Genomic DNA, 22,741 nt, shown 5'->3' with positions numbered 1-22,741 from the left:
GAAGCTCAGGGGCAATGATGGCTCTGATTTCGGGGCTGAAATGGCTGCAGTCCAAATCGTGAAAGGATGATGAATATGGTACAACAACAGTCAACTGTGACTATTAGCGGATTTGTAGGCGCAGAACCAATAAGTTTTGGACGCAACGAAAATTCTCCTGCTTGTTCTCTACGAATTGCAAGCACACAATCTTATTATCGAAATGATGAGCAGCAATGGCATGAGCGTCCAACCACATGGATGACTGTGAAGGCGTATCGAACTTTGGCTTCAAACGTTCTTAAAAGCGTGCATAAAGGTGATGCAATTGTTGTTTCTGGAAATTTGAGTACTGAAAGTTGGACAAAAGACGGCAATGATTATAATCGCATAATTTTAGAAGCGGCTACTATTGGTCACGATTTAAATCGTGGAACTACTCAATTTACAAAGCGAAACGCTGATTCCGCTAAAAATGATCATACGAAAGAAAGTAATCAAGCACAGCAGAACAATAGGGCACAACAAAATAACTCTAACGCAAGCATTTCGAATGATGAATTTGGGGGCGAAACTGACATTTAAGAAAAATAAATCGCAATTCTAAAAATCCACTAAACTCACACCACAGTAAAAATTAATATGAACACAATAAAATAGCCGCCAAGAATCAACATTCCTGGCGGCAAATCTATTTATTCTCTATTTCGCAAATTAAGTATTTCCTAATTTACTGAAACTGAGATATCTACTACTACTTAATCACATGTATGTCATCAGAAGAAACCGATGGCTGACCATAAGGCAAATCACCACCATGATACATAATGCCATTAGGTTTCGTTGCAATAGTAATTCTCTTACCTTCGTATTGTTTGAAATTATTACTAGTTCCATCATTAGAGTCACTGATAAGCACAGCTACTTTATTAGCGAAAGTAATAGTTGGTCTTAAAGCACAATCCATAAAACCATTAGCCACTGTAACTGAAGATGGATTATCTAGCAAAAGAACAGTAAAGCGTGCATTATCATCATAAGTGTCTGGGAAGCCAGTAGTATCATCCTTATCAGCGCCAGGTAAGTTCTTAGCTTCTTCCTTACTTAAGGTCTTTATTGTTCCAGTGTAGACTTGGTAACCCTTTTCAATCCAATTCTGAACATTCTTATTATGCTCACGCACTTTTTGTGAATTCTCTTCATTATTCACTAATGCGTCAACGCCTCTCATGTCTGAAATTGAAATAAACGACGGCATTACTACTCTTGATAATTCATCAGTTCCTTGAACAACACCATCGCTTCCTAACGGATGCTCAACAGTTTCAGAACTAGTTGTGAATTTATGATGTTTATTTAGGCGATATATTGTTTTTGTCCAAGGCATATCTCCATCACTTGTAGCATCGGAACCAAATGGAGCAAGTGTAACTATTCCATCATGATTCTTGTTAAAATACAAAGTTGCATATGAATCGCTACTAGTGGTCAAATCTTCAGATTTTATAAGCTTTTTACCATCGTAAGAAGCAACACGAACGCCATATGTAGCGTCTATCATTCTAGTAGTATCAGCGCTGCGCGAAGACGCAATCACTAAATCTGGGATAGAGTCTTTGTTTATATCCCATAGCGTGTAGTAATACTTCATGTCACTACTGTCGGAAGATTTGGTTTCGCTAAAATCTTTTAGAACTTTTTTATATTGTTTTCCAGCCTCACTAATTACGTTATTATGAGACCCATCAGCACTATTTACTTTTTTATTTAGATTCAAAAAACAAACTATTCCAGCAATTACCACAACTAATGCAACTACTGCCGAAATAATAATTGTTAATTTTGAATACTTACTTTTCTTATTCTTAAGCGCGTCTACAGGCTGCTCATAAACCTGAGTATACAGTTGCTGTTCTGATTGGTTATAAACTGCTTGCTGCGGATTATTTATTTGTTCTGCAGAAGTTTGCGAACCAATAGAAGAATCAATCCTCGCTCCACACTCATTACAAAATTGCTGATCATCACTAATTTGTGATCCACATTTTTCACAAAACATATGTGTAACTTCTTCCTATTACGTATATATAAAACAAGTGGGATGCAAACGCAGAGCCCACAAGTTATTAATATTTCTCACGATTCAAAATTACGCACCAAATTTTACTTATTCAAAAGTATTTTGACACGCTTTACAATGCGGCTTGCAGCTTCGTCAACTGGAACTGCTTCAACGTTTGAGCCGTTGCGATCGCGGATTTCAATCGTACCGTTGTTCACGGTATCGCGACCTGCTACAGCAATCAGCGGCACGCCAACAAGCTCAGCATCCTTAAACTTTACGCCTGGAGAAACCTTTGGACGGTCGTCAAAGATTACTTCGATTCCCTGCTTACTAAGCTCTTCAACAACCTTTTCAGCAGCGTCGAAAGCAATCTGATCCTTGCCAGTAGCAACGACGTGAACTTGAGCTGGAGCAATTGCCATAGGCCATGCGAGACCAGCGTCGTCGTGATGTGTTTCTGCTAAGCATGCGATCACGCGGCTAACGCCGATACCGTAGCAGCCCATCCAAACTGGCACAGCTTTACCGTTTTCGTTAAGAACGCTTAAGCCCAAAGCCTTAGAATACTTTAAGCCAAGCTGGAACACCTGACCGATTTCCACACCGCGTTCGAAGCTAAGCGGACCAGAACCATCTGGGCTCATATCGCCGTCACGAACCTGGGCTGCTTCAACAACGCCGTCAGCCTCAAAATCGCGACCGTAAACAGCGTTGTAAACGTGCTTTCCGTCTTCGTCAGCTCCTGAAATCCAGGCGCTTCCCTTTGCAACGTGAGCATCCATCAAGTAGCGAACAGGATTTTCAATACCACTACCCTCTTTGCGAGCTTGAGGACCTAATACGCTAAAACCAATGTAGCCCTTAACAAACTCAGGATGAGACTTCAAATCATCCTCAGTTGCTTCTTCGATTTCTGCAGGAGCAAACTGAGCTTCAAGACGCTTCATATCTACCTGGCGGTCACCTGGAATACCAATAGCAACAATTTCGCGCCATGGCTCCTCATGCTCGCCACCCTCAGCATCAGCCGGGTGCTTAACAGCAATAATCAGATTCTTCAAAGTGTCGTCTGCTTGCCATTCGCGGCCATCTTTACGCGGATGCAAATCGTTAGAAACCTTAACCAAAGCTTCAATCGTCTTAGCGTCTGGAGTTTCGAGCGCTTCTGCTGCAGGAGTTGCCGAGTAATCAACATCAGACATTTCTGGAGTGGTAAGAGCCTCAACATTCCAAGCTTTTCCGGAAGGAGCGAGAGCAAAAGTATCTTCACCAATTGGCATTGGAGCCAAGAATTCCTCAGAATCAGAACCGCCCATTGGACCGGAAACAGCGTGAACAATCACGTATTTAATGCCCAAACGGTTGAAAATTCGAGCGTAAGCAGCGCGCTCTTCAACATAAGCAGACTTCAAACCATCTTCGTCAATTGAGAACGAGTAACCATCTTGCATAATAAACTCGCGGCCGCGGATAAGACCTGCGCGAGGACGGAATTCGTCGCGATACTTCGTTTGAATCTGATACAAAGTAACAGGCAAATCCTTGTACGAAGAATACATATCCTTAACAAGGAGCGTGAAAACTTCTTCGTGCGTTGGAGCAAGAAGATAGTCAGCTTCATGACGATCCTTAAGGCGGAAAATGTTGTCGCCGTATTCTTCCCAACGGTTTGTAGCCTCATAAGGCTCACGTGGAAGAAGCGCTGGGAAGTGGACTTCCTGCGCACCAATACCGTTGATTTCTTCGCGAATAATCGCTTGAACCTTGTTTAAAACCTTGAGTCCGAGCGGCAACCAAGTCCACACACCTGGGGCAGATTTGCGAATATAGCCTGCGCGCTGCATAAGTTTTGCGGAAGTCACGTCCGCGTCTGCAGGATCCTCGCGCAGCGTACGAAGGAACAGCTGAGACATACGAAGTACATTGGAATTCATGCGTTCCAATCTATTTGCGCATGAGGACATAAACACTTGTTTACACAGCTAAACAAACAAGCCAAAGCAGCGACAAAAACCCAGTTAAAACTCCGGCAAATGTTTCCCAAATACGCAAAAACGACAACAAACGCCAGAGAAAATACACGGCAAATGTTTCAAAAAAGCACCAAAACGCTCGCGCGGGTAACGCGCTCGCTACGAAACTCGCGTTGGAAGTCCCCCGGACTTCCAACTTAAGCGAGTTTCCGCTCCGAGTTGCCTTCGCGCGCTAAATCGCAGCGCTCAGGCAGGTCGTCGCGCAAATGTTCCACAAAAAATCGCACTAAAACTCGTCATCGAAGGAAAACTCTTCATTATCTGCGTAATTGACAGCGCCAAAAATGTCAAACTCTTGCTGATTTGCAGAATCGCCTTCAAACTTATCTGTCAAAAATACAGAAGCACCATCGCTAGCAAGCATCTCACTCGCACGTTTGGAAGCATCGCGCAAAGATCCATCTAGTAGAACGGCATCAACTGAAACGCTAAACGCGCGATCGTTAATACCTTCCAAATAAAGACCACCCAGATTTTCCACACGAGAAAGCGCAACATATCCCATTCCAGGAGCGAAAGTTCTACGCAAATCCATTACCGCACTATCGAGCGTCATACCTTGCGACTTATGAATCGTAATTCCCCACGCGCAACGAAGAGGCACTTGATTTACGCTAGCAAGTACAGTCTCACCGTCCGTCATTTCCCACGCAGCTGGCTTAAGAGTGACAATATTTCCGTTTTCAAACTCAACAATCGGCCAGCCACCTTTAGATTCAGGCACAAAACGCAACACACGTCCAACAGAGCCGTTTACATACTGCTTTTCTTGGTCATTACGCAATGCCATCACAGCAGCTCCGACCTTCAAAACTAAACGCTCCGGAGCAAGCATATTCTTCTTTAAGCGCTCAACGAGATTTTTAGGTCCTGCTTCCGTTGCAACGAATTCGTGAGGCTCAGCATTAATTTCCGCAAGCTGCATATTATTTAAGCCATCTGCTTGCGCGTTCGTTGGGAAAAGATGTACTGCAACTTCGTCATCTTGCGGATACTCACCAAGACGGCTGGCCAACACTTGCTTATCGTCGTCACTTACTAGACCGCTACGAATATCTGTTAAAACATCAAGTAACTTACCGTCGTCTTGACGATGTTGCTCAGTTAAATAGCACACAACAGGTTTCAAAGCATCCCAGGCGAAAGATTCCGTAATATAGCCTTCCGGATTTTTTCCAGCTGCAGCATACTTTTCGCGCGACGAAATAAACTCCGGGCTTGGCTCGAACACGTCACGATTTCGCATAGAAGTGCTAACAGGAGGCAGCTGGAAGAAGTCGCCCGAAATAACTACTTGAAGCCCGCCGAAAGGAGCGGGATTTTTGCGCACTTTTCGGCATACTTCGTCAACCATGTCGAAAAGCCACGCGTGTATCATTGAAACTTCGTCCAGCACGAGCACGTCCGTGGCTTTTATGCGCTTTCCTCGCCTAGCTCTAATGGTTTTAAGAAGCGTATCCGTAAGTGCGTTTGCAACTCCAACTCCACTCCAAGAGTGAATGGTTTGACCGTTTAAATGAGTTGCTGCGATTCCGGTAGAAGCCGTTACAGCCACGCTTAAACCGTTCTTTCGCATTTCGCGAATAGCTTCGTTTAATACGTAGGTTTTACCTGCACCCGGAGCGCCGGTAATGAACGCGCTTGCACCAGCGTTGATTATGGTTAGAGCTTCGGATTGCTTCATTGGCAGTACCTTTTATTGCGTTTAGTAGTCACGCTTTATTTAATAGTAGCGTTGTGTTTAGTAGTCGCGCTTTTCTGCGGAATTTACGTCTTCTAGCGCCTCTCCGCGGCGTTCGTAGTCACGAAGCAAGCTCGTGCTTTCAATGTGCTGTGCGCCAGCTTTTGCTTGAGACTCACTTGGGCCTGGAGCTGGAACGAACATCATATCGCGGTAGTAACGAAGCTCGTCAATCGACTCAATAATATCCGCGAGCGCACGGTGACCGCCATGTTTTGCCGGCTTATTGCGGTAAACGTCCGGGTAAAGCCTGCGCGAAATTTCCTTCAACGTGCTTACGTCTATTACACGATAGTGCAGATTTGCCATTAAATCTGGCATGTAACGGTCGAGGAACTTTTTGTCGGAACCGACGGAGTTCCCAGCAAGATGAGCTTTTCCGCGAGCCGGCAGGAAGCGCTTTACGTATTCAACTACCTGCTTTTGCGCTTCTTCCAAAGGCAAACCATTCTTATTCCACTCGTCAACAAGTCCGGAAGAAGTGTGCATATTGCGTACAAAATCGTTCATATGAGCCACAGCAGCATCGCTCGGCTTAATCACTAAATCAATGCCGTCGTCCAAAACTTTCAGATTAAAGTCGGTTGGAACTACAGATACTTCGCATAATTCGTCGTGGAAAATATCGAGTCCCGTCATCTCGCAATCAATCCAAATTAAGCGCGACTCTTCCGGCGTAAACGTAAGATCTTCCTTAGCTTCAGCCATTTTCGTTCCTTTCCTAATATTTTTTCGAACCCATCAGCCTACATCTTCCCACCGACTACTTTGAATTGAGTTGTACGAAATACTGATTTAAGCATCTAATAAATCCTGCATAAGTTCATCTGTGTTATTAAATGATTTTCCCTCATGAGCTTCAGCTTGACGACGAGCTTCGTCAGAAAGATCAACTGGTTCAGAGACTTTGCCAATATTAAAATTGCGAATTGCTTCATCCATACTTTTAAGAGTTCTAGAAGATATACTCTTTGGAATAGTAAGCTCACGAGGCTCTAATAAAATACAACCATTATCGCATTCTTTAACATTGTAATAAGGATATTTAGCCCCACGCAGAGTTACACGCTTTTTACTATCAAGACGCACATCATAATCTTTTACTACTTTCACAAAATCACCTCATTTTTAGTGGGATATCCCACTAACTATATAATAATTTTATCCGTCTTGTCAAAACAAAAAAACGACGAAAAGCAGGCAAGTTGTGAGTAACTTGCGTAACTTTTCGCCGTTTAAAATAGTTGTGATTTATACGCGATTTATACGCGATTTAATCGCGCAACTTACGCACCACGCGACTTAGTTGTGGAAACCGCTGTAGTTTGGTGCTTCTGCAGTCATCACAATATCGTGAGGATGAGATTCACGAAGACCTGCATCAGTAATACGAATAAAGCGTCCGCGCTCTTGCATTTCCTTAATATTGTGAGCACCAACGTAGAACATGGACTGATGCAAGCCGCCAAGCAATTGGTAAAGCACAGCGTTAAGTGGACCGCGATATGGAACTTCGCCTTCAACGCCTTCTGGAACCACCTTGTCGGAGCTGGTAACGTCTGCCTGGAAGTAACGATCCTTCGAATAAGACTTCTTACCGCGAGGAGCCATTGCGCCAAGCGAACCCATGCCGCGGTAAAGCTTGTACTGCTTGCCGTGAAGAAGAACCTTCTCACCAGGAGCTTCCTCACATCCAGCCAAAGTGCCGCCGAGCATAACGGTGTCCGCACCTGCAACCAAAGCTTTAGCAATATCGCCGGAATAGTGAATGCCGCCGTCTGCAATGCATGGAATACCAGCAGCCTTGCAAGCCTGAGCAGCGTCGTAAACTGCAGTAAGTTGAGGTACACCAACGCCTGCAACAACACGCGTAGTGCAAATAGAACCTGGGCCAACGCCAACCTTTACAGCATCAACACCAGCGTCAATCATAGCCTGTGCGCCTTGGCGAGTTGCAATATTTCCGCCAATAATTTGCACACCGTCGAAAGCCTTATCTGCCTTAATGCGACGAATCATGTCGAGAGCCAAGCGAGCCTCGCCGTTTGCGGTATCGACCACAAGCACGTCAACTCCAGCTTCCATAAGAGCGCACGCACGCTGCCAAGCATCACCAAGGAAGCCAATGCCAGCAGCAACGCGCAAGCGGCCCTGATCATCCTTAGTAGCATCCGGATACTGTTCAGTCTTCACAAAGTCCTTAACAGTAATCAAGCCTGTAAGCTTACCTTCAGCATCAACCAAAGGCAACTTTTCAATCTTGTTATCCGCAAGCAAGCGGTGAGCATCTTCCTTAGAAATATCGGAAGGACCAGTGACGAGATTTTCGCGCGTCATCACGTCCTTAACTTTCAAGCGATCGTAATCTTCGGAAGCAATAAAACGCATGTCACGGTTGGTAATAATACCAACTAAATGATTTTCGCTATCCACTACCGGAAGACCAGAAATATGGAAACGCCCGCACAATTTATCTAAATCGGCGAGCGTAGCATCTGGGTGAACAGTAAGCGGGTCGGTAATCATACCGGATTCACTGCGCTTAACAATATCAACCTGCGCAGCTTGATCATCAATAGAAAGATTGCGGTGAAGTACTCCAATACCACCGTTACGCGCCATGGCAATAGCCATATCGGACTCGGTAACAGTATCCATAGCTGCCGAAATAGTCGGCACTTTCATGGTAATTTCGCGAGTCAGACGAGTGGAAGTATCCACTTCGGACGGAATAACATCAGTTTCGTTTGGAAGCAAAAGGACATCGTCATAAGCGAGACCGAGCTTCTCGAAAATTGGTGGAACAGGAGCATACACGGATTTCGTGTTAATATCAGTTGTAGCCATAGGGTTACTATACGTTTTTGCTATGACGTTTGCCGAAACTCCGAACGAAACGCTACGAATTGCGAAGCTCGGGCAGGCGACGACGCAAGTACGGCATCATTGTGAGCACAGTAAGTAGCGCAGCAGCAAGAATCATTCCAACAAGCACATACACAGCTTTAAAGAACAGAATCATAATAGAGCCAAACGCAATCAGCGCCGCCCATCCCCATAAAATCAGCACAGCACCCTGCACAGAATGTCCGATTCTAAGCATGCGGTGATGCAAGTGCATGCGATCCGGATGCATTGGCGACTGCCCTTTAGCAACACGCCTAAAAATAGCCAAGCACATGTCAAGAACTGGCAAAAACAGCACAAGAATCGGCAACAAAATCGGCATAAATACAGGCAAATAAATACTCGTATGCACAGCCGACGGATCCAAATGACCGGTCATAATAATCGACGCGCAAGTAATTAAGTAGCCGATTAGCATGGAGCCGGAATCGCCCATAAAAAGTTTCGCAGGATGCCAATTGTGCATGATAAATCCAACGCACATACCTACCATTGCAACATCAATAAGAGTTGCCATTGAAGCGTAGGATGGCGACGTGCGCGCGAGCATGTAGGAGTAGGTTGCGAAAGCGATTCCGCCAATTGCAACAATTCCGGAAGCCAAGCCGTCTAATCCGTCTACAAAATTTACTGCATTAATTGAAGCAACGATTAGTATTGCAGTTATTGCGATTGACACGCTTGGAGATGCCGTCACGAGCGAACCGAGCGGCAAAGTTACGATTTGCAACCCTCCCCACGCTACAAAAACAGCTATAAGCAGCTGACCGGCAAGCTTTAGCATCCAATCTAAATCCCAAATGTCGTCGCATACCCCAAGCAGGCATATCATAACGGCTCCTGCTAGTACAACCCACGGCTGGTGCGTTCCTGCAAAAAGCCCGGAAATAAATGGCATAGAACTAGCGAATGCCATCGCAACTGCAAAACCAAAAAGCATACCTACACCACCCATACGTGGCGTTGGAATAGTATGCACGTCGCGAGCGCGAACTTTGCCAACAGCACCCATACGGATCGCAAGGTGACGAACAAGCGGCATAATAAGCCACGTAGCACCGCCTGCAATTGCTGCAATAAACAGGTATACCCTCATAAATGCGTCCTTTGCTATGCGATTACTTCGTTGGTTTTAGCAGCGTTTGCTAAATTTTTCGCTTGCTTATTTTGATTGTAGCGATTTGTTAGTACCAGAAATTTAGTATCAGAAATAAGTTAATAAACTTACTCACTTAACGCATTACGAATTTCGCACTCCGAAATCACACCTTCGCGCAAAATCACAATACCGTCTTTATCGCTTGAATCCGCACCAACTACTGTGCTTGCCACGTGCGAGCGAGTTGGACCTGCGTTCAAATACAGCGGAATTTCGTTGCCGAAAGCCTCAAATGCTTCCTCGACACTGTCTGCACTTTCGTTACCACTGCGATTCGCGCTAGAAGCAGCCAGCGGGCCCGTAACGCGCAAAATTTGCATTAATTCCGGGCAATCAGGCACGCGCACACCTTGAGTTGATTCGATTGCTTGAGTTGTTTCAGTTTCTTGAGTTTTCTCATCAGTCTCATTCGTTTTGCACAGCGTTGCAAGTTTGGACGCAACCGAGTCCTTCTTAGCGCGCGCAATCGGAGAATATCCACCCGGAAGGAACTTTTTGCCTAAAATATCCAGCGGAGACGGCAAATACAGCCCAAGTTTTTCTAAATCTTCCACTCCGCTCATTAAAATTTGCAACGCCTTCGTGCGCGGCCTGCGCTTAAGCTCGTAAATTTTTGCAACTGCAGCTTCATTAAATGGGTCACAAGCAACGCCATACACAGTGTCAGTTGGCACTACGATTACGCCGCCTTCGTTAATAATTTGCGCTGCCATTTGCAGTGATTCTCCGTTGATATTGCAAATTTTGCTCATTTTTGCCTCTTTTGTTGCTTTTGTTGTTTATTTTGCTTATTTTCTTCTATTTGATTCAAGTCATATATCTGATTCAAGTCATATTTTTGCGCAAAAGTGTATCGCGGTCTGCCTGTTAAGTCGTTTCCAACTCGAGTACACACAAAACCTAGGCTTTCCGCGTACTTTTTAAGCGCATCTCCTTGCGAAATATCATGCTCCATAACCATAGCTCCCCCGGGTTTAAGAAGCGCAAAAGCCGCGCGCATAATCTGCTCCGGAATAAGCAAGCCATCCACAGAGCCGCCGTACAACGCAAGCGGAGGATCATATTCTCGCACTTCAATCTGTTCCGGCACTTGATTTTCCGGCACGTAAGGCGGATTCGTTATTACTAAATCTACTTTGCCGCAAATTGCGTGAAGTTCAGGAGTTAAATCTGAAATATGCGCTTTTGTTGCATCTGCAAGAACAGCATGGTATCGACTGGAAATCTGCATATTTTCGTAATTCTTTGCAGTTTCTTCAGAATTTTTTCGCAAATATTGAAAAGCTTCAGGAGATTTTTCTACAGCCCACACTTGCGCGTCTGCAACTTCCGTTGCAATTGACAATCCGATTGCTCCCGAACCTGCGCATAAATCGACTACCGTAGGCTTGCTAATATGCGATTCGCACAACCAATCTAGGCCAGCATCAACAACAACTTCTGTTTCCGGACGCGGCACAAAAACGCCCTTGCCAACGCGCAAATCCAAGTAGCGGAAAGGCGCGCGACCAATAATATGCTGCAACGGCTCGCGAGAAGCACGCCTAGATACAAAATCGCTATATTTGCTAGCATAATCGGGCGAAAAATTCTTGTAATCACCCATAAGCAGAGCTTTGTTTAGCTCAGCTAAGCTCACTCCGCAAGCGTGAGCCAGCAGCAAGCGCGCATCATATTCTGCTGACTCCACACCTGCAAACTCAAGCTTTTTAACAGCATCGCGCAAAACTCGCAAAAGTTCTTGCATTTTAAGAATTGTTTAGAAATTTTAATCGGCTACTTACTTGGCTTGCGCTAAGCGGTCAGCTTCATCCGCCTGAATATCACTGTCGATAACAGGCTGCAAGTCGCCGTCAAGAACCTGGTCAAGATTGTAAGCCTTGTAATTCGTGCGATGATCCACAATACGATTTTCTGGGAAATTGTACGTGCGGATTCGCTCAGAGCGGTCGAGCGAACGCACCTGTGAGTGGCGCATATCCGCCGCTTCTGCTGCCTCCTGCTCATGCTTCATAGCGAGCAAACGAGACTTTAGCACGCGAAGGGCTGCCGCACGGTTTTGAATCTGCGACTTTTCGTCTTGCATGCTAACAACAATTCCGGTTGGAATATGCGTCATGCGAACCGCGGAATAAGTAGTGTTCACGGACTGTCCACCAGGGCCGGAGCTCATGAAAATGTCGATCTTCAAATCTTTTGGATCGATTTCGATTTCGTCGTCATCTTCGTCTGCTTCTGGAAACACGATTACGCCGGCTGCGGAAGTCTGTATGCGCCCCTGCGATTCAGTAACTGGGATTCGTTGCACACGATGTACGCCACCCTCGTACTTCATGCTTGCCCACACGCCGTCTTCTGGAGCAGGAGTACCTTTTGCGCGAATCGCAAGCTGCACATCTTTTACGCCGCCAAGTTCCGTTGAATTTTCGCTTTGGATTACGGTAGTCCAGCCGCGCTTTTCGGCATAACGCATGTACATACGCAATAAATCGCCAGCAAACAGAGCCGCTTCTTCGCCGCCTGTGCCAGCTTTAATTTCCATAATCATATCGCGCGCATCATCCGGATCCCTAGGAATTAATGCCGTGCGAAGCTTTTCTTTTGCTGCTGGAAGCTGCTCTTCTAAGCGCTTAGCTTCTTCAGCAAAATCTGGGTCGTCGCTTGCCATTTCGTTTGCGGCTTCAAAGTCGTCGCAAAGCTGCTTGTAATTTAGGTAAGCATTTACGATTGAGCCGAGTTCTGCGTGCCTGCGGCCGAGCTTGCGAATAGCGTCCGGGTTTGACGCAACTTCCGGACTTCCCATGCGACTTTCAATATCGCGATACTCTTCTAACGCGGTAACTGCTGCCGGGAATTGTTCCTCTACTGACTCAGCCATCATATTCCTTTGTAGTCGCGCTTAACGCGGATTGTAAATCAAAAATTTAAATGTTAAATGTAGAACACTAAACACACATGTTTAGCACATAAAACGCCAGCCCCGATTCCGCGAGTTACACGAAAGCAGGGCTGGCGTCACAAAAGCTACTTAGTCTTCTTACCGTAGCGCTTCTCGAAGCGAGCCACGCGGCCGCCGGTGTCGAGAATCTTCTGCTTACCGGTATAGAATGGGTGGCACTTTGAGCACACGTCAACCGTCATGTGATCGCCATCAGCGGTGGAACGAGTTACGAAAGTGCTTCCGCAAGAGCAGGTAACCTGCACTGCGTGATAGTCGGGATGAATACCCTGCTTCATAATGTCTCCTATGGAATTCGGGCGACCCGGGTCGCAAAGCCCCAATAGCTAAGCGTGAACCGGAACCTTCGTTATTTTAGTCACCACCCTCGACGCGCTTATAATTCGTATAAAAAATGGAGCGCATGAAAAATTCAAACGCTCCAAATTTAAATAAATTATTTATTATTGCGACGCTTGCGATGGTGCTTGCCAGTCTTTACCACCGCAAGACCAATTGCTGCGATTGCTGCCGACAAAATACCAGCAGATGCAGAAGAAACCGTGTCGCTACCAGTTTTAGCTAATTCCAGCTTTGCTTCAACAGTTTCTTTTAGATCCTTTTCTTGCTTCTTTTCATCCTCAATAGTTACGTCATATGAAGTAGAAGAATCAAGAGAAGGAATAACTTGCTCAGGCGCTGGAGTTGGCTGCTCAGGCGCTGGTGCTGGACTTGGAATTGGTGCTGGAGTTGGAGAGTTTGGTTTGCTCTCAGAAATCACATCAATTTCAACAGCAATTTCCGCTTCGCGACCATACTTATCGGTAGTAGTAAACGTTAGCTCAACTTTTGGCTTTCCATTCACAATCTTAGGAGTGCCGGAAATCTTGCATGCAGTACCAGCGCAGGTTGCGTTAATACCGTTTACAGAATTCGTAACCTTTGAGATTAACTCGTTAATGGTTACTTCCTTACCATCTACCGTAATCTTGTTAGTAGCATCGCCAGATCCTTCAGTCATGTTTTGCAAAGTAAAGTTCGTTAACATACCCTCGCGAGCAGAACCACTAAACTTAAACCTCATAGGAGCCATCTTCTCGAAGTTTGCAGTAATAGTGATTTCGTGTTTTGAGTGAGGCTTTGGCAGCGAAATCTCTGGATTTACTCCAGCATTGCGCAAAACCTGCTTCAAAGCTTCCAAACTAGACTTCTTGGAGCTGCGAATTATCTTTGCAACAAATGGCTTATCTGCTTCATCAGCAAGCTCAGCGAGCACTTCTCGCTGTTCATCAAGAACATAACTATCAATTGCGTTCTCAAGATTAGCAAATGTTAAGTCTATTCCTGCTTCTTGCATCAAATTCTTCAGCGCTTCTATTGAAGAATACATAGAATTGGAAATTTGCTTGGCAAGCCATGGTTTTCCAGCTTCTTTAGCAAGTTTTACAAGCAAAGTCTTTTCATGAACTTGCTCAATGACTTTGTCAACATCAATGCCATTTTGGACAAGCTTATCCTTAATCTTTTGTAAGGAATCATGAGACTGACGAATTTCAGAAGCTAGATCAGTCTTATGATTTCTTTCAGCAACCTGAGCTAATTCTTCACGCTTAGCATTGTAGACTTGCGCAGCATGTTGCTTTTGCGCTTCGTTCAGGAGATTTTGCAAAGCAGCAAGCGTAAATTTATCTGAGTTACGAATCAACTTTGCTACATATGGCATACCATCCATAATTGCCATTCGAGCCAAAGCTTCTCGTTCTTCTTCTGTGGCCTTGCGTTTATCTGCCAGAGCCGCTGGCTTTTCAGTCGTATTAGACGACCAATCCTTGAACACGTAGCCCTTATCGGCAAGCACATCTGGAACTGGCATAAGCAAATTAGTAGCGCCGTTTCGTACCCAATATACTGAAACTATCTTGTCGCCAGCACTCTCAAGAGGCGATTTTTGCAAACTTCCGCCCTTACCAGCTACATACGTCACCTTCGTGTAGTTCTTTTCTATGAACTTAGCCGCAGCAGTGCCCTTAGCCGGCAAATCGTTATCTGCAATCACGTTAGGCAAAACATACACATGCACAGGCAACTTAGTTGTAACAGTTTTTTGCTTTCCTGTAGTCTTATCAATTTCATCAGTAGGCTTAGTTACATTCACCATAATTGTTGAAATTCCAGGCTTTGAAACATCAACCTTAGCATTCTCATCTACAGATACACTCACTTTAGGGTCAGCACTATGTACGAGCTTATTGACGTTTGGAATCTTATCTCCAACGCCAACAACTGTTTCTGGAATCTTCACACCATCAGCGCCATTTTGTTCAGCAACGAAAATGCGCGGCCTGCTGATATCCCAATTGTCGTGTAAGAGTATGTTTGACTTACGGCTCTTTGCATCATACATTTGCCACTTTGTAAAACCGGAAAGTTCTGCAGCAGTATCGTTTGCAACTTTTTGAGCAAACTTAATGTTATCTTCTTTATCTTTTCCGTGACGAATATACAGAAGTTTTGGCTTATACGAACCGTCAGCCCACGTTCTACCAAATCCTGGAAGGAATATGGTTGCAACGTAGCCATCTGGAATATCGTCTTGTTGAGAAGCGTCAATTACGTTTGGCACAAGCTTATAACGTGCTATAAAAGTGGTGTTCCCACTAAACTTCATACCAGCAATTTCAGCACTAGAATATAGCTTAATTTTTGGTGGATTCGACACAGTAGTAGGTGTTGGAGCCGCAGTAGCAACAAGTGTCACAACAGGGACTACTGATGCAGCAGTATTTGTACCATTCGTAATATTTGGCGTGTTGGTCGAATTTGCTACAGGTGCAGTAGCTGCCTGCATCTCCCAGCCTTGGAACTCGTAATGGTATCCTTTTGCATCGTAATCCTTGCCAATAACCTGCGGTGCACGAACGCCACTAGCAGATTGCTTATACGCGTAGTACAACTCGCGCGAACCTTCAGCAAATTCACCCTTGCCATTTGGTGACTTATTATCACTCTGAGCATTTATAAAGTTGACTGAAACATACTTAGTCTTATCAAAAACTAGTTTGCGTTCAGCATTAGCACCAGTTTGCAAACTCGACTGTTGACTATCATTCTTCGGCAAGCTTTCTGGATACATAAGCTGATAAAGCACTTTTAAGCGTCCTACAAGTCTATAAGCCTTGTAATCCACTGCATCCTTATACTTAACTGTAACTTTCAAAGGAACAGTGTACAAAGCAGGCTTCTTAAGCATTTTTTGTTTAAACTTATTTTGTTCAGCTTCAGTTGGTAAATCGTATTCGACTTTTATGTCTTCTATGCCATTATTCACAGCAGCATCTGCTTTGAGTTGAGGCATATTAGTTATAAAATCGGTTAACTTTGGAAGCGTGTTAGGATCATCTTGCACAGCAACCAAGTAATCAGTCTGCACTGTTGGCTCTGTCCAAGGAGTTTGATCTGCCACAAACTCTTGGAATGGTTCATTGACTTTCCAGCCATCTTTCCAATCACCGGTCACGTCAGCAACATCTTTAACTTCAGTAACTTTCTTACCGTCATTAAGCATACTGCTTCGTTTCCAAGTGCCAGTAGCTCCAGTGAGACTGCCTTTCAGCATCTCAAGAACATTCACTTGCTTTCCATTAATGATCTTCGTAATTTGGGAAATGTCAGTGCCCTTCTTTACGTAGAACACTTTAGGGCCGCTTGTACCGTCTTTCCACAATCGACCTGGAGCAGGCTTAAAGATTGCGACTACAGCATCCTTAGGAACTTCACCACCGTCAGACGAACTCGAGAAGTAGTCGATTCGCTTGTAAACAGCGTGGTAAGTTTCTCCAGAATCAACGTTCACCGTAATAACTTTATAACGGCTTTCTGAATCGATAACATATGTCTGCTTTGGATTCGGATTCTCAGCAGTCGGTTCTACAACCTTAGTTGCCCAACCCTTAAACACGTAGTGGTAATGCTGGTCACTGTGATCCTTACCGAATGCTTGCGGCACGCGGATTCTAACATCCTTACCCTTATAAACGTACGCAGTAAGCGTAGTTTCTTCGCCAGCATGAGGATTAGCATTACCGCCATCGCGACCAATAATAGTGCCTTCATCGTTCTTGCCAGTAAAGGTAATCGGAACGTAGTCGTTAGCATTCTTGCTACCGTAGTCAGTAGCCTTAAACTTCTCCCACTCGCTTCCGTACACCAAATCCGGCAGCGTGCGGTACAGCACTTCAGTTTCAGCAATGTTGCCATCAAGATGCACTTGCACTTTAATCTTGTGCAAGCCTGGAGTGTTGTCAAACTTTTCGTCTTTACCGAATGAGAACGTAGCATCACTTGGATACTCATCAGCATTCGTTATAAGAGCTTTAGCTGCAGTTGGATCAGCCGGATTCAAAGTATCTATTGGCTTCAAAACCTTAGTATCAATTGCAACAGGAGCTTTTATCTTGAAGTTAGCAGTGTAAATTACCTCAGGATTGTTCTGCTCTTCGGAGCGAATCGGCAAGCGATTTACACCATCGGAATACTGAAGCGTATGCGAGCCAACTTCAGACGAACCGACTTTCGAAGTCCAGCCTGCAAACTCAAATCCAGGCTTTGCTTTCACTGTTGGAAGTGGCATTTGATAAGCTTTTGTGCCCTTAATTGCGTCGTACACAAGAGCAGAGCCGTCAGCTACATCCTTGTTCTGCCAGTCAACAACGCTGCCCATAGAGTCTTGACCATCAGCCACTTTAAACACGTAACGCGTGTAGTGATCTGGGCGAGCTTGATAATCGTCCTTACGCTTAAGCACGCGTACGTCATCATATCTAAATGTGATAGTACGAATATCGTCAGCTTTTTGCTTGCCGTAAGGATCAGTAACGTATTCAATACGCTGCTGCGTATTTTCTGGCTTAAAGCCTTCAATAGGCTTGTAGAATACTACGTCATACTTTCTATTTACAGAGCTAACTTCGCTTTCTGGAAGAAGCTCCTTTTCTTTACCGTCCTTACCAATAGTTACATAGCGAACTTTGTACTTGCGCATATTATAAGTTTGGTAAATAAACTCGCCAGTATTCTCAGATTCAGTACTCGAAGCTTCAAAGCTCGTGAAATGCTTATCTGGGAAGTGCGTTTCGTCACTATAGACTGCTTCCGCATTGTAGCGCAAATGCTCGCGCAAGCCGGAAACCGTTTGCTCGGCGGTATGGTCTACCATCGCAGCTTTGGCTTCTTTCGTAGCAGCATCCTTATAGTCAGAAATCGTGTATCCAGGCTTTAAGAATATATGCTTAAAAGTGCCCTTGTAGCGAGTATCCTTCACCCACACTGCGTTAAGCGTTATATCTTCTACTACTTTGTTGCCAAAGGCGTACGGCAAAGTTTTGCCATTCTTGTTGATTTCCCAACCGTAGAAGTCGTAGCCTTTGCGAGTTGGAGTGCCTATTTCATCCTTTTCGTCAATAACATGGTAGCGAGCGAACTCCTTTTTCTTAACTACGTTTGTGCCAGCTACCTCATTACCGTTTCCATCGGTATTTGGCATATTGTAGTTAAACGTTACCGTGTGCTTAATATTAGTTGGCTTACCCCACGCAGCATAAAGCTTAATGCCATTAACTGGCATTGTAACATCTTTAGCTTTACTTTTATCTTTGCTTTCACCTTTAGCATCTTCACTCTCGCCATTTATAAGCTGACTACCAGCTTGATCAACAGCCCAGCCTTTAAACACGTAGTCTTTTGGCAAATTGTTAGGACGAGTGATGGAGTAAGTTTTGCCGTTAAGTGTGAATGTGTACTTGCCATCGAACTGAGTTGCGGTGTTATCACCACCCTCTTTAGTTACAGAATCATCGTAAGACTTAACGTTGCCGTATAGCTCTTTGTCTTCGCCCGTCAAATCTTTTTTGCCGCGCTTAGTCAAGCTATACTCGTACGGCAATCTCTCTTTAGCAGCGACATTGCCATCTGTTATAGCATTGCCATCCGCATTATAAAACTGCACGTCGTACGACTTGCGGTCGTACCTAAATTCAAGTGGTTTGTTATCATTAAATTCATCTTCATCACCTTTATAATTTTCTTGTTCATCTACTGGAACGCCCCTATACTTTCGAAATGCTAAATGATACTTTTTAGCAAAAGCTTTCTGCTCATCCTCACTTAAATCATCCCAATTCCCATGAGCATGAGATTCGTTATACCACACTTCCAGATTATCTTTAAAGTCGTCTGAATCTAACGCATCACCAACTTTTGTCTTATCATAACCATCAGCAGGATTAAAACCAGCAATAGATGGAGCTGGATAATCATAGCCAGTGTTGGGAGTATCATCTTTGCTATAAGAATCGGTAGAAAGCTCATAATCGTCATCGCTTGCTGTACCACCCTTTTTAGCGGATGCAATACTTTGCTTCCTAATAATCACCTGTATAGGCTGACTTTGATCACTGCTATCAGCAGTAAGCAGACGCTGATTATCTTTTAACTCATATTGTTTTGCATCAGGATTCGAAGGGTCATCACTAATTTTAGGCGCTTGGTTCTTACCCACTACACGCCAACTAGGGTCAGCAAATTCTTCTTTAGTAAAACGATACGGAGGAGTGTCACGATACTTTACATCCCCCGCAAATCCAAGCTGCCACCCTAAAGAGCCTTTTCCCTCTTCACTAAAATATAATTCATTTACATCAGGCCAAATATCAGTAAGCTTTTGACCGTAACGAACATTTACGCGGTAGCCTTTATGGTTAATTTTAGCGCCATTATCATCCTCATCTTTACCTTCATACTTCGTTGAGCAACCGCCACCGCCAGCATAGCAATAAATAGTTGTTTTGCCGTTTTCATCTTTTCTTTTTATAGCAACATTGTCACCGCTATTGACGCCAGCAGGCTTAGCAAAAATAAGCTCATAAGTATTGCGGTCGTAAACTAAGTTAAGAGTGTTGTTTAAGTCGTTTGCGCAAAGCTTCGCTTTACTACGTTTGCCTAAATCTGGGCGACCCTGCACAAGATTATGTTCCTCACTGTTAAGCTCTTTAGTCAGCTTCTTATTCACGTGGAAGTAGCGCGTGAATAAGTCCTTGCCCTTGTTGTTAGCATCACCAGGATGCTCAGTATCATACCCGTCTAAGCTTGTTACAGGCGTATCGTTCATCCAGTTGAACTTTGAAATTAAGCCATCTTTATGATTATTCGCATCTGTACCTTGCAACTCTTCTTTTGTTAAGCCAAGCTCCGGGTTCGTTACATAATCAGTTTCGCTTTTACCATTAAGCTCATCAGTATCTTTAGCAACACCAGCATCATCCATCTTATCGAGCACAACGTCGCTATCAGTTTGCACATTCGTGCGCTCAACAAGACCAACAAAGTCGTAGTTTACAAGCGAATCCGGATGCTCTTTGTCTACCAAATCCGCCTTCTGTACCCACACGTTCACGCGGTAGCTGGTAGTATTGTTAGCTTCCCAAACTGCGCGGAATCGCACATTGTGATCCGGCATCTTGTAGTTAGTAGAATTTCCTTTAATTAGTGGACTACCAGAAGTATTTGATTGATTAGTATCCCCTGGTTTTACTACCTGCCACCCAAGGAACTTATGACCACGATATGTAGGTTCTGGAACCGCAGGCACTTCCTGATCATAATACACTTTTTGAGCAGTAACATCCGTGCCGCCAGCAGAATCGTAAGTAACTTCATACGCCTTACGATAGTAACGAAGGTTCAAAACTAGCTTGTCTTTTTCATCTTCAGAATCAGAAAGTGGCGAGCTAATAAGATTATGCTCCGGCTCGTATCCTGGAATATACAGAGCTACAGCACTCACATCTGAACCAACAGTGCCAGTAACTTCAGTGACGTGGATACGTTCTTTTTTGCCATCTTTGTAAGTTACTTCAATAGTCTTGCCAACGCCAAGATTTGGAGCATCGTGAAACTCATCCTTATTATCGAGATCCTGCACCAAGTGACGCACATAGTACTTAGCTGTTTTAGGAGCGTAGTTGATATTCAACTCGCCGTAATACTGAATGCCGTCTTCTACTGCCGGTTGCGCAGATGATGAAGATTGCGAAGTTGTTTGAGATGACGAGGCTTGCTGGGCTTGAGCGCCGTTGTTAGCTCCAACAGCAGGCCTTTTCTTTACAGCATACTCAGTAATCAGCTTCTTACTCAAACGCAAGTAGCGCTTAGCATCCGCATCCGTACCGTCGTCAATAACAAACTTGCCTTCGTCGTTTTTAATGTAGTACTGATAATCCCCGGAATGGTATACAGATGGACGGTATCCAGCAGCCTGCGGAAGCTCAATGTATTCGTACTTACCATCTTTGTCAAGCTTATCGAAGTCTTCTTGGTCAATTGTAAGCTCATAAGGCTGTACAAGCTGCTTATTCGCAGCACCGCCAATCGTATAGCGAATTTGCAAATTGTACGTAGCTTTTGACTTAGTGTCGGTTTGTACCTGTTCGTTGGCTTGCTCTGTACTCTTCGCCTCTGGATTATCCGTATTCGGCTTAATTACCTGGCTGTCTGGATCAGTTGCTGCGTTATTAGTTGTTGTGCCAGCGTTCGGTGTGCCAGCGTTCTGTGTGCCAGAGGTCGGTGCAGGAGAAGGTGAAGGCGTTGGCTGATTGCTCGAAGTAGGCGTTGAGTGAGTTGTATCATTGTTCGGCGTAGAAGCAGATTGATTCTGGGAAGCAGAGTTTTGTGCAGTAGTTGAAGGCGTAGCGCTTTTATCTTTGCCTGTGGCACCTGTAGTTGCACCTTCTGCACTGCTTTGCGAACCTTGTGCATTGGTTCGTGCAATTGTATCTGTACCTGTGGTCGCTGCAGTTCCAGTGCCAGTGTTAGATTCTGCATTTGCAGGAGTTACAGGAGTAGACGATGCAGTTGTATTACCTGCAGGAGCCGCATCTGCAGCAGCTGGCTCTACGTTTGCAGGCTGCTGATTTTCAGCTGGATCAACGTCACCAGCATTTGCTTCCGGTTGCTTTGTTTCTGCTGGCTTCGCAGTTGGCGTTGATTCTGGCTTTACTTCTGCTGGCTTTGTAGCTGCAGTATTTGTAGTAGCCGGCTTATTATCAACATTCTGAACCGGTTTCGCAGTATCTGGCTTCGTCGTATCTGGATTAGTAGTATTTTGATGAGCTTGCCTATTAGCAGTCGCACTTTTTACAACAGAATTAGACACTGGCGCACTCACCGTAGCAGATTCAGCAGCACTTACTGTATTTTCAGTAACATTTGACTTTGAGCCTAAAGTTGCATTTTTAATCTCAGAAGTCTTTGTAGGCGTAGCAGACTGAACGTCATGAAGAGCTTTATCAGAATTTACAGACTTCACAGCACCTACAGAAGGCATAATAGGCATGGGAGAAGAAATTGCAACTGGGGTATTTTTCACACTAGTCAGCGGCTCAGAAGGAGACGCAGCCAATGCAGATGGAGATGCATTCGTTTCCAGCACAGATGCACCAGAAGTAGTTTCACTAGGTTTCTTATCTTCTTGCTCTTTGCGAGATCCCTCAGCCTCGCGCAACTGTTGCATTTGTGCATCATGGCGCGCAAGCTCTACAAACTTTTGAGTTTGAGCACTCTTATTGAGCACGCCAGCACCCCAACGCTGCATGTTCAATTCGTCTACATCAGGCTTACCTTTGCCCATTTTTTGCGTCATATTAGACGCATCGATAATATCTTTTTGAGTAGGCTGAAGCGCGGAAGCTACAACAGATGGCAGCATCATTGCCAAAGTTGAAGCAACAGCAACTCCAGCAACTCCCTTACGCAAAGCACGAGAACGCTTCACCGCATGAGCCTTACGAAGTGTTCTTCTTGGTACCACATCACCGTGTAAATCTTTACGCTCTGCCATTATTTCTCCTCACTCCAACCAATTTCA

The 22,741-nt window shown here is 44.7% G+C and carries 13 protein-coding genes; 1 reads left to right on the top strand and 12 read right to left on the bottom strand.

The window, feature by feature from the left end; genetic code table 11:
- Positions 1 to 75 precede the first annotated feature (75 nt).
- A complete protein-coding gene (locus HXT38_RS01475) occupies positions 76 to 564 on the top strand; it encodes a single-stranded DNA-binding protein (RefSeq protein WP_032842545.1) in 489 nt (162 codons plus the stop codon).
- A gap of 169 nt (positions 565 to 733) precedes the next feature.
- Here HXT38_RS01475 and HXT38_RS01470 read toward each other — a convergent pair whose 3' ends face one another.
- From HXT38_RS01470 to HXT38_RS01415, 12 genes are all read right to left on the bottom strand, one after another.
- A complete protein-coding gene (locus tag HXT38_RS01470; RefSeq protein WP_004107438.1) occupies positions 734 to 2,038 on the bottom strand; it encodes a zinc ribbon domain-containing protein in 1,305 nt (434 codons plus the stop codon).
- A gap of 104 nt (positions 2,039 to 2,142) precedes the next feature.
- Positions 2,143 to 3,978 carry a proline--tRNA ligase gene (locus tag HXT38_RS01465; protein WP_174143296.1) on the bottom strand — a complete coding sequence of 612 codons (1,836 nt, stop codon included), beginning with the start codon at positions 3,976 to 3,978 and terminating at the stop codon, positions 2,143 to 2,145.
- Positions 3,979 to 4,303: 325 nt separating this feature from the next.
- The gene (locus HXT38_RS01460) at positions 4,304 to 5,761 is read right to left on the bottom strand and encodes a PIF1 family DEAD/DEAH box helicase (RefSeq protein WP_004107434.1); all 1,458 of its coding nucleotides are present in this window, start codon (positions 5,759 to 5,761) and stop codon (positions 4,304 to 4,306) included.
- A 57-nt stretch (positions 5,762 to 5,818) separates the two neighbouring features.
- Positions 5,819 to 6,526, bottom strand: coding sequence for an oligoribonuclease (orn, locus tag HXT38_RS01455; protein WP_004107431.1), 708 nt, complete (start codon positions 6,524 to 6,526; stop codon positions 5,819 to 5,821).
- Between the two features lie 87 nt (positions 6,527 to 6,613).
- Positions 6,614 to 6,931: a hypothetical protein gene (locus tag HXT38_RS01450; RefSeq protein ID WP_004107429.1), complete on the bottom strand. Its 318-nt coding sequence runs from the start codon at positions 6,929 to 6,931 to the stop codon at positions 6,614 to 6,616.
- A gap of 189 nt (positions 6,932 to 7,120) precedes the next feature.
- On the bottom strand, positions 7,121 to 8,665 hold the full coding sequence (gene guaB, locus HXT38_RS01445) for an IMP dehydrogenase (protein WP_112928771.1): 1,545 nt from the start codon (positions 8,663 to 8,665) through the stop codon (positions 7,121 to 7,123).
- Positions 8,666 to 8,717: 52 nt separating this feature from the next.
- On the bottom strand, positions 8,718 to 9,821 hold the full coding sequence (locus HXT38_RS01440) for an MraY family glycosyltransferase (protein WP_004107423.1): 1,104 nt from the start codon (positions 9,819 to 9,821) through the stop codon (positions 8,718 to 8,720).
- Between the two features lie 128 nt (positions 9,822 to 9,949).
- A complete protein-coding gene (locus tag HXT38_RS01435) occupies positions 9,950 to 10,636 on the bottom strand; it encodes an L-threonylcarbamoyladenylate synthase (RefSeq protein ID WP_004118801.1) in 687 nt (228 codons plus the stop codon).
- Positions 10,633 to 11,631 carry a peptide chain release factor N(5)-glutamine methyltransferase gene (gene prmC, locus HXT38_RS01430; RefSeq protein ID WP_174143295.1) on the bottom strand — a complete coding sequence of 333 codons (999 nt, stop codon included), beginning with the start codon at positions 11,629 to 11,631 and terminating at the stop codon, positions 10,633 to 10,635. Before prmC ends, HXT38_RS01435 begins: the two co-directional genes overlap by 4 nt.
- Before the next feature lie 33 nt (positions 11,632 to 11,664).
- On the bottom strand, positions 11,665 to 12,762 hold the full coding sequence (gene prfA / locus HXT38_RS01425) for a peptide chain release factor 1 (protein ID WP_004118799.1): 1,098 nt from the start codon (positions 12,760 to 12,762) through the stop codon (positions 11,665 to 11,667).
- Between the two features lie 146 nt (positions 12,763 to 12,908).
- Positions 12,909 to 13,121 carry a 50S ribosomal protein L31 gene (rpmE, locus tag HXT38_RS01420; RefSeq protein ID WP_004118797.1) on the bottom strand — a complete coding sequence of 71 codons (213 nt, stop codon included), beginning with the start codon at positions 13,119 to 13,121 and terminating at the stop codon, positions 12,909 to 12,911.
- 158 nt (positions 13,122 to 13,279) lie between these two features.
- Positions 13,280 to 22,714: an InlB B-repeat-containing protein gene (locus HXT38_RS01415; RefSeq protein ID WP_421791918.1), complete on the bottom strand. Its 9,435-nt coding sequence runs from the start codon at positions 22,712 to 22,714 to the stop codon at positions 13,280 to 13,282.
- Between the last annotated feature and the right edge of the window lie 27 nt (positions 22,715 to 22,741).

The organism is Gardnerella sp. DNF01157 (assembly GCF_049244225.1).
GTDB lineage: Bacteria > Actinomycetota > Actinomycetes > Actinomycetales > Bifidobacteriaceae > Bifidobacterium > Bifidobacterium leopoldii.
The sequence above is the reverse complement of the archived record's forward strand: the minus strand, read 5'-3'. Positions and strand labels throughout refer to the sequence as shown.

Excerpts from the sequence above, each read along its gene's own strand:
- HXT38_RS01435 (WP_004118801.1), bottom strand. The coding sequence starts at position 10,636 with ATGAGCAAAATTTGCAATATCAACGGAGAATCACTGCAAATGGCAGCG.
- prfA (WP_004118799.1), bottom strand. The coding sequence starts at position 12,762 with ATGGCTGAGTCAGTAGAGGAACAATTCCCGGCAGCAGTTACCGCGTTA.
- HXT38_RS01470 (WP_004107438.1), bottom strand. The coding sequence starts at position 2,038 with ATGTTTTGTGAAAAATGTGGATCACAAATTAGTGATGATCAGCAATTT.
- rpmE (WP_004118797.1), bottom strand. The coding sequence starts at position 13,121 with ATGAAGCAGGGTATTCATCCCGACTATCACGCAGTGCAGGTTACCTGC.
- HXT38_RS01440 (WP_004107423.1), bottom strand. The coding sequence starts at position 9,821 with ATGAGGGTATACCTGTTTATTGCAGCAATTGCAGGCGGTGCTACGTGG.
- guaB (WP_112928771.1), bottom strand. The coding sequence starts at position 8,665 with ATGGCTACAACTGATATTAACACGAAATCCGTGTATGCTCCTGTTCCA.
- orn (WP_004107431.1), bottom strand. The coding sequence starts at position 6,526 with ATGGCTGAAGCTAAGGAAGATCTTACGTTTACGCCGGAAGAGTCGCGC.
- prmC (WP_174143295.1), bottom strand. The coding sequence starts at position 11,631 with ATGCAAGAACTTTTGCGAGTTTTGCGCGATGCTGTTAAAAAGCTTGAG.
- HXT38_RS01415 (WP_421791918.1), bottom strand. The coding sequence starts at position 22,714 with ATGGCAGAGCGTAAAGATTTACACGGTGATGTGGTACCAAGAAGAACA.
- HXT38_RS01475 (WP_032842545.1), top strand. The coding sequence starts at position 76 with ATGGTACAACAACAGTCAACTGTGACTATTAGCGGATTTGTAGGCGCA.
- HXT38_RS01465 (WP_174143296.1), bottom strand. The coding sequence starts at position 3,978 with ATGAATTCCAATGTACTTCGTATGTCTCAGCTGTTCCTTCGTACGCTG.
- HXT38_RS01460 (WP_004107434.1), bottom strand. The coding sequence starts at position 5,761 with ATGAAGCAATCCGAAGCTCTAACCATAATCAACGCTGGTGCAAGCGCG.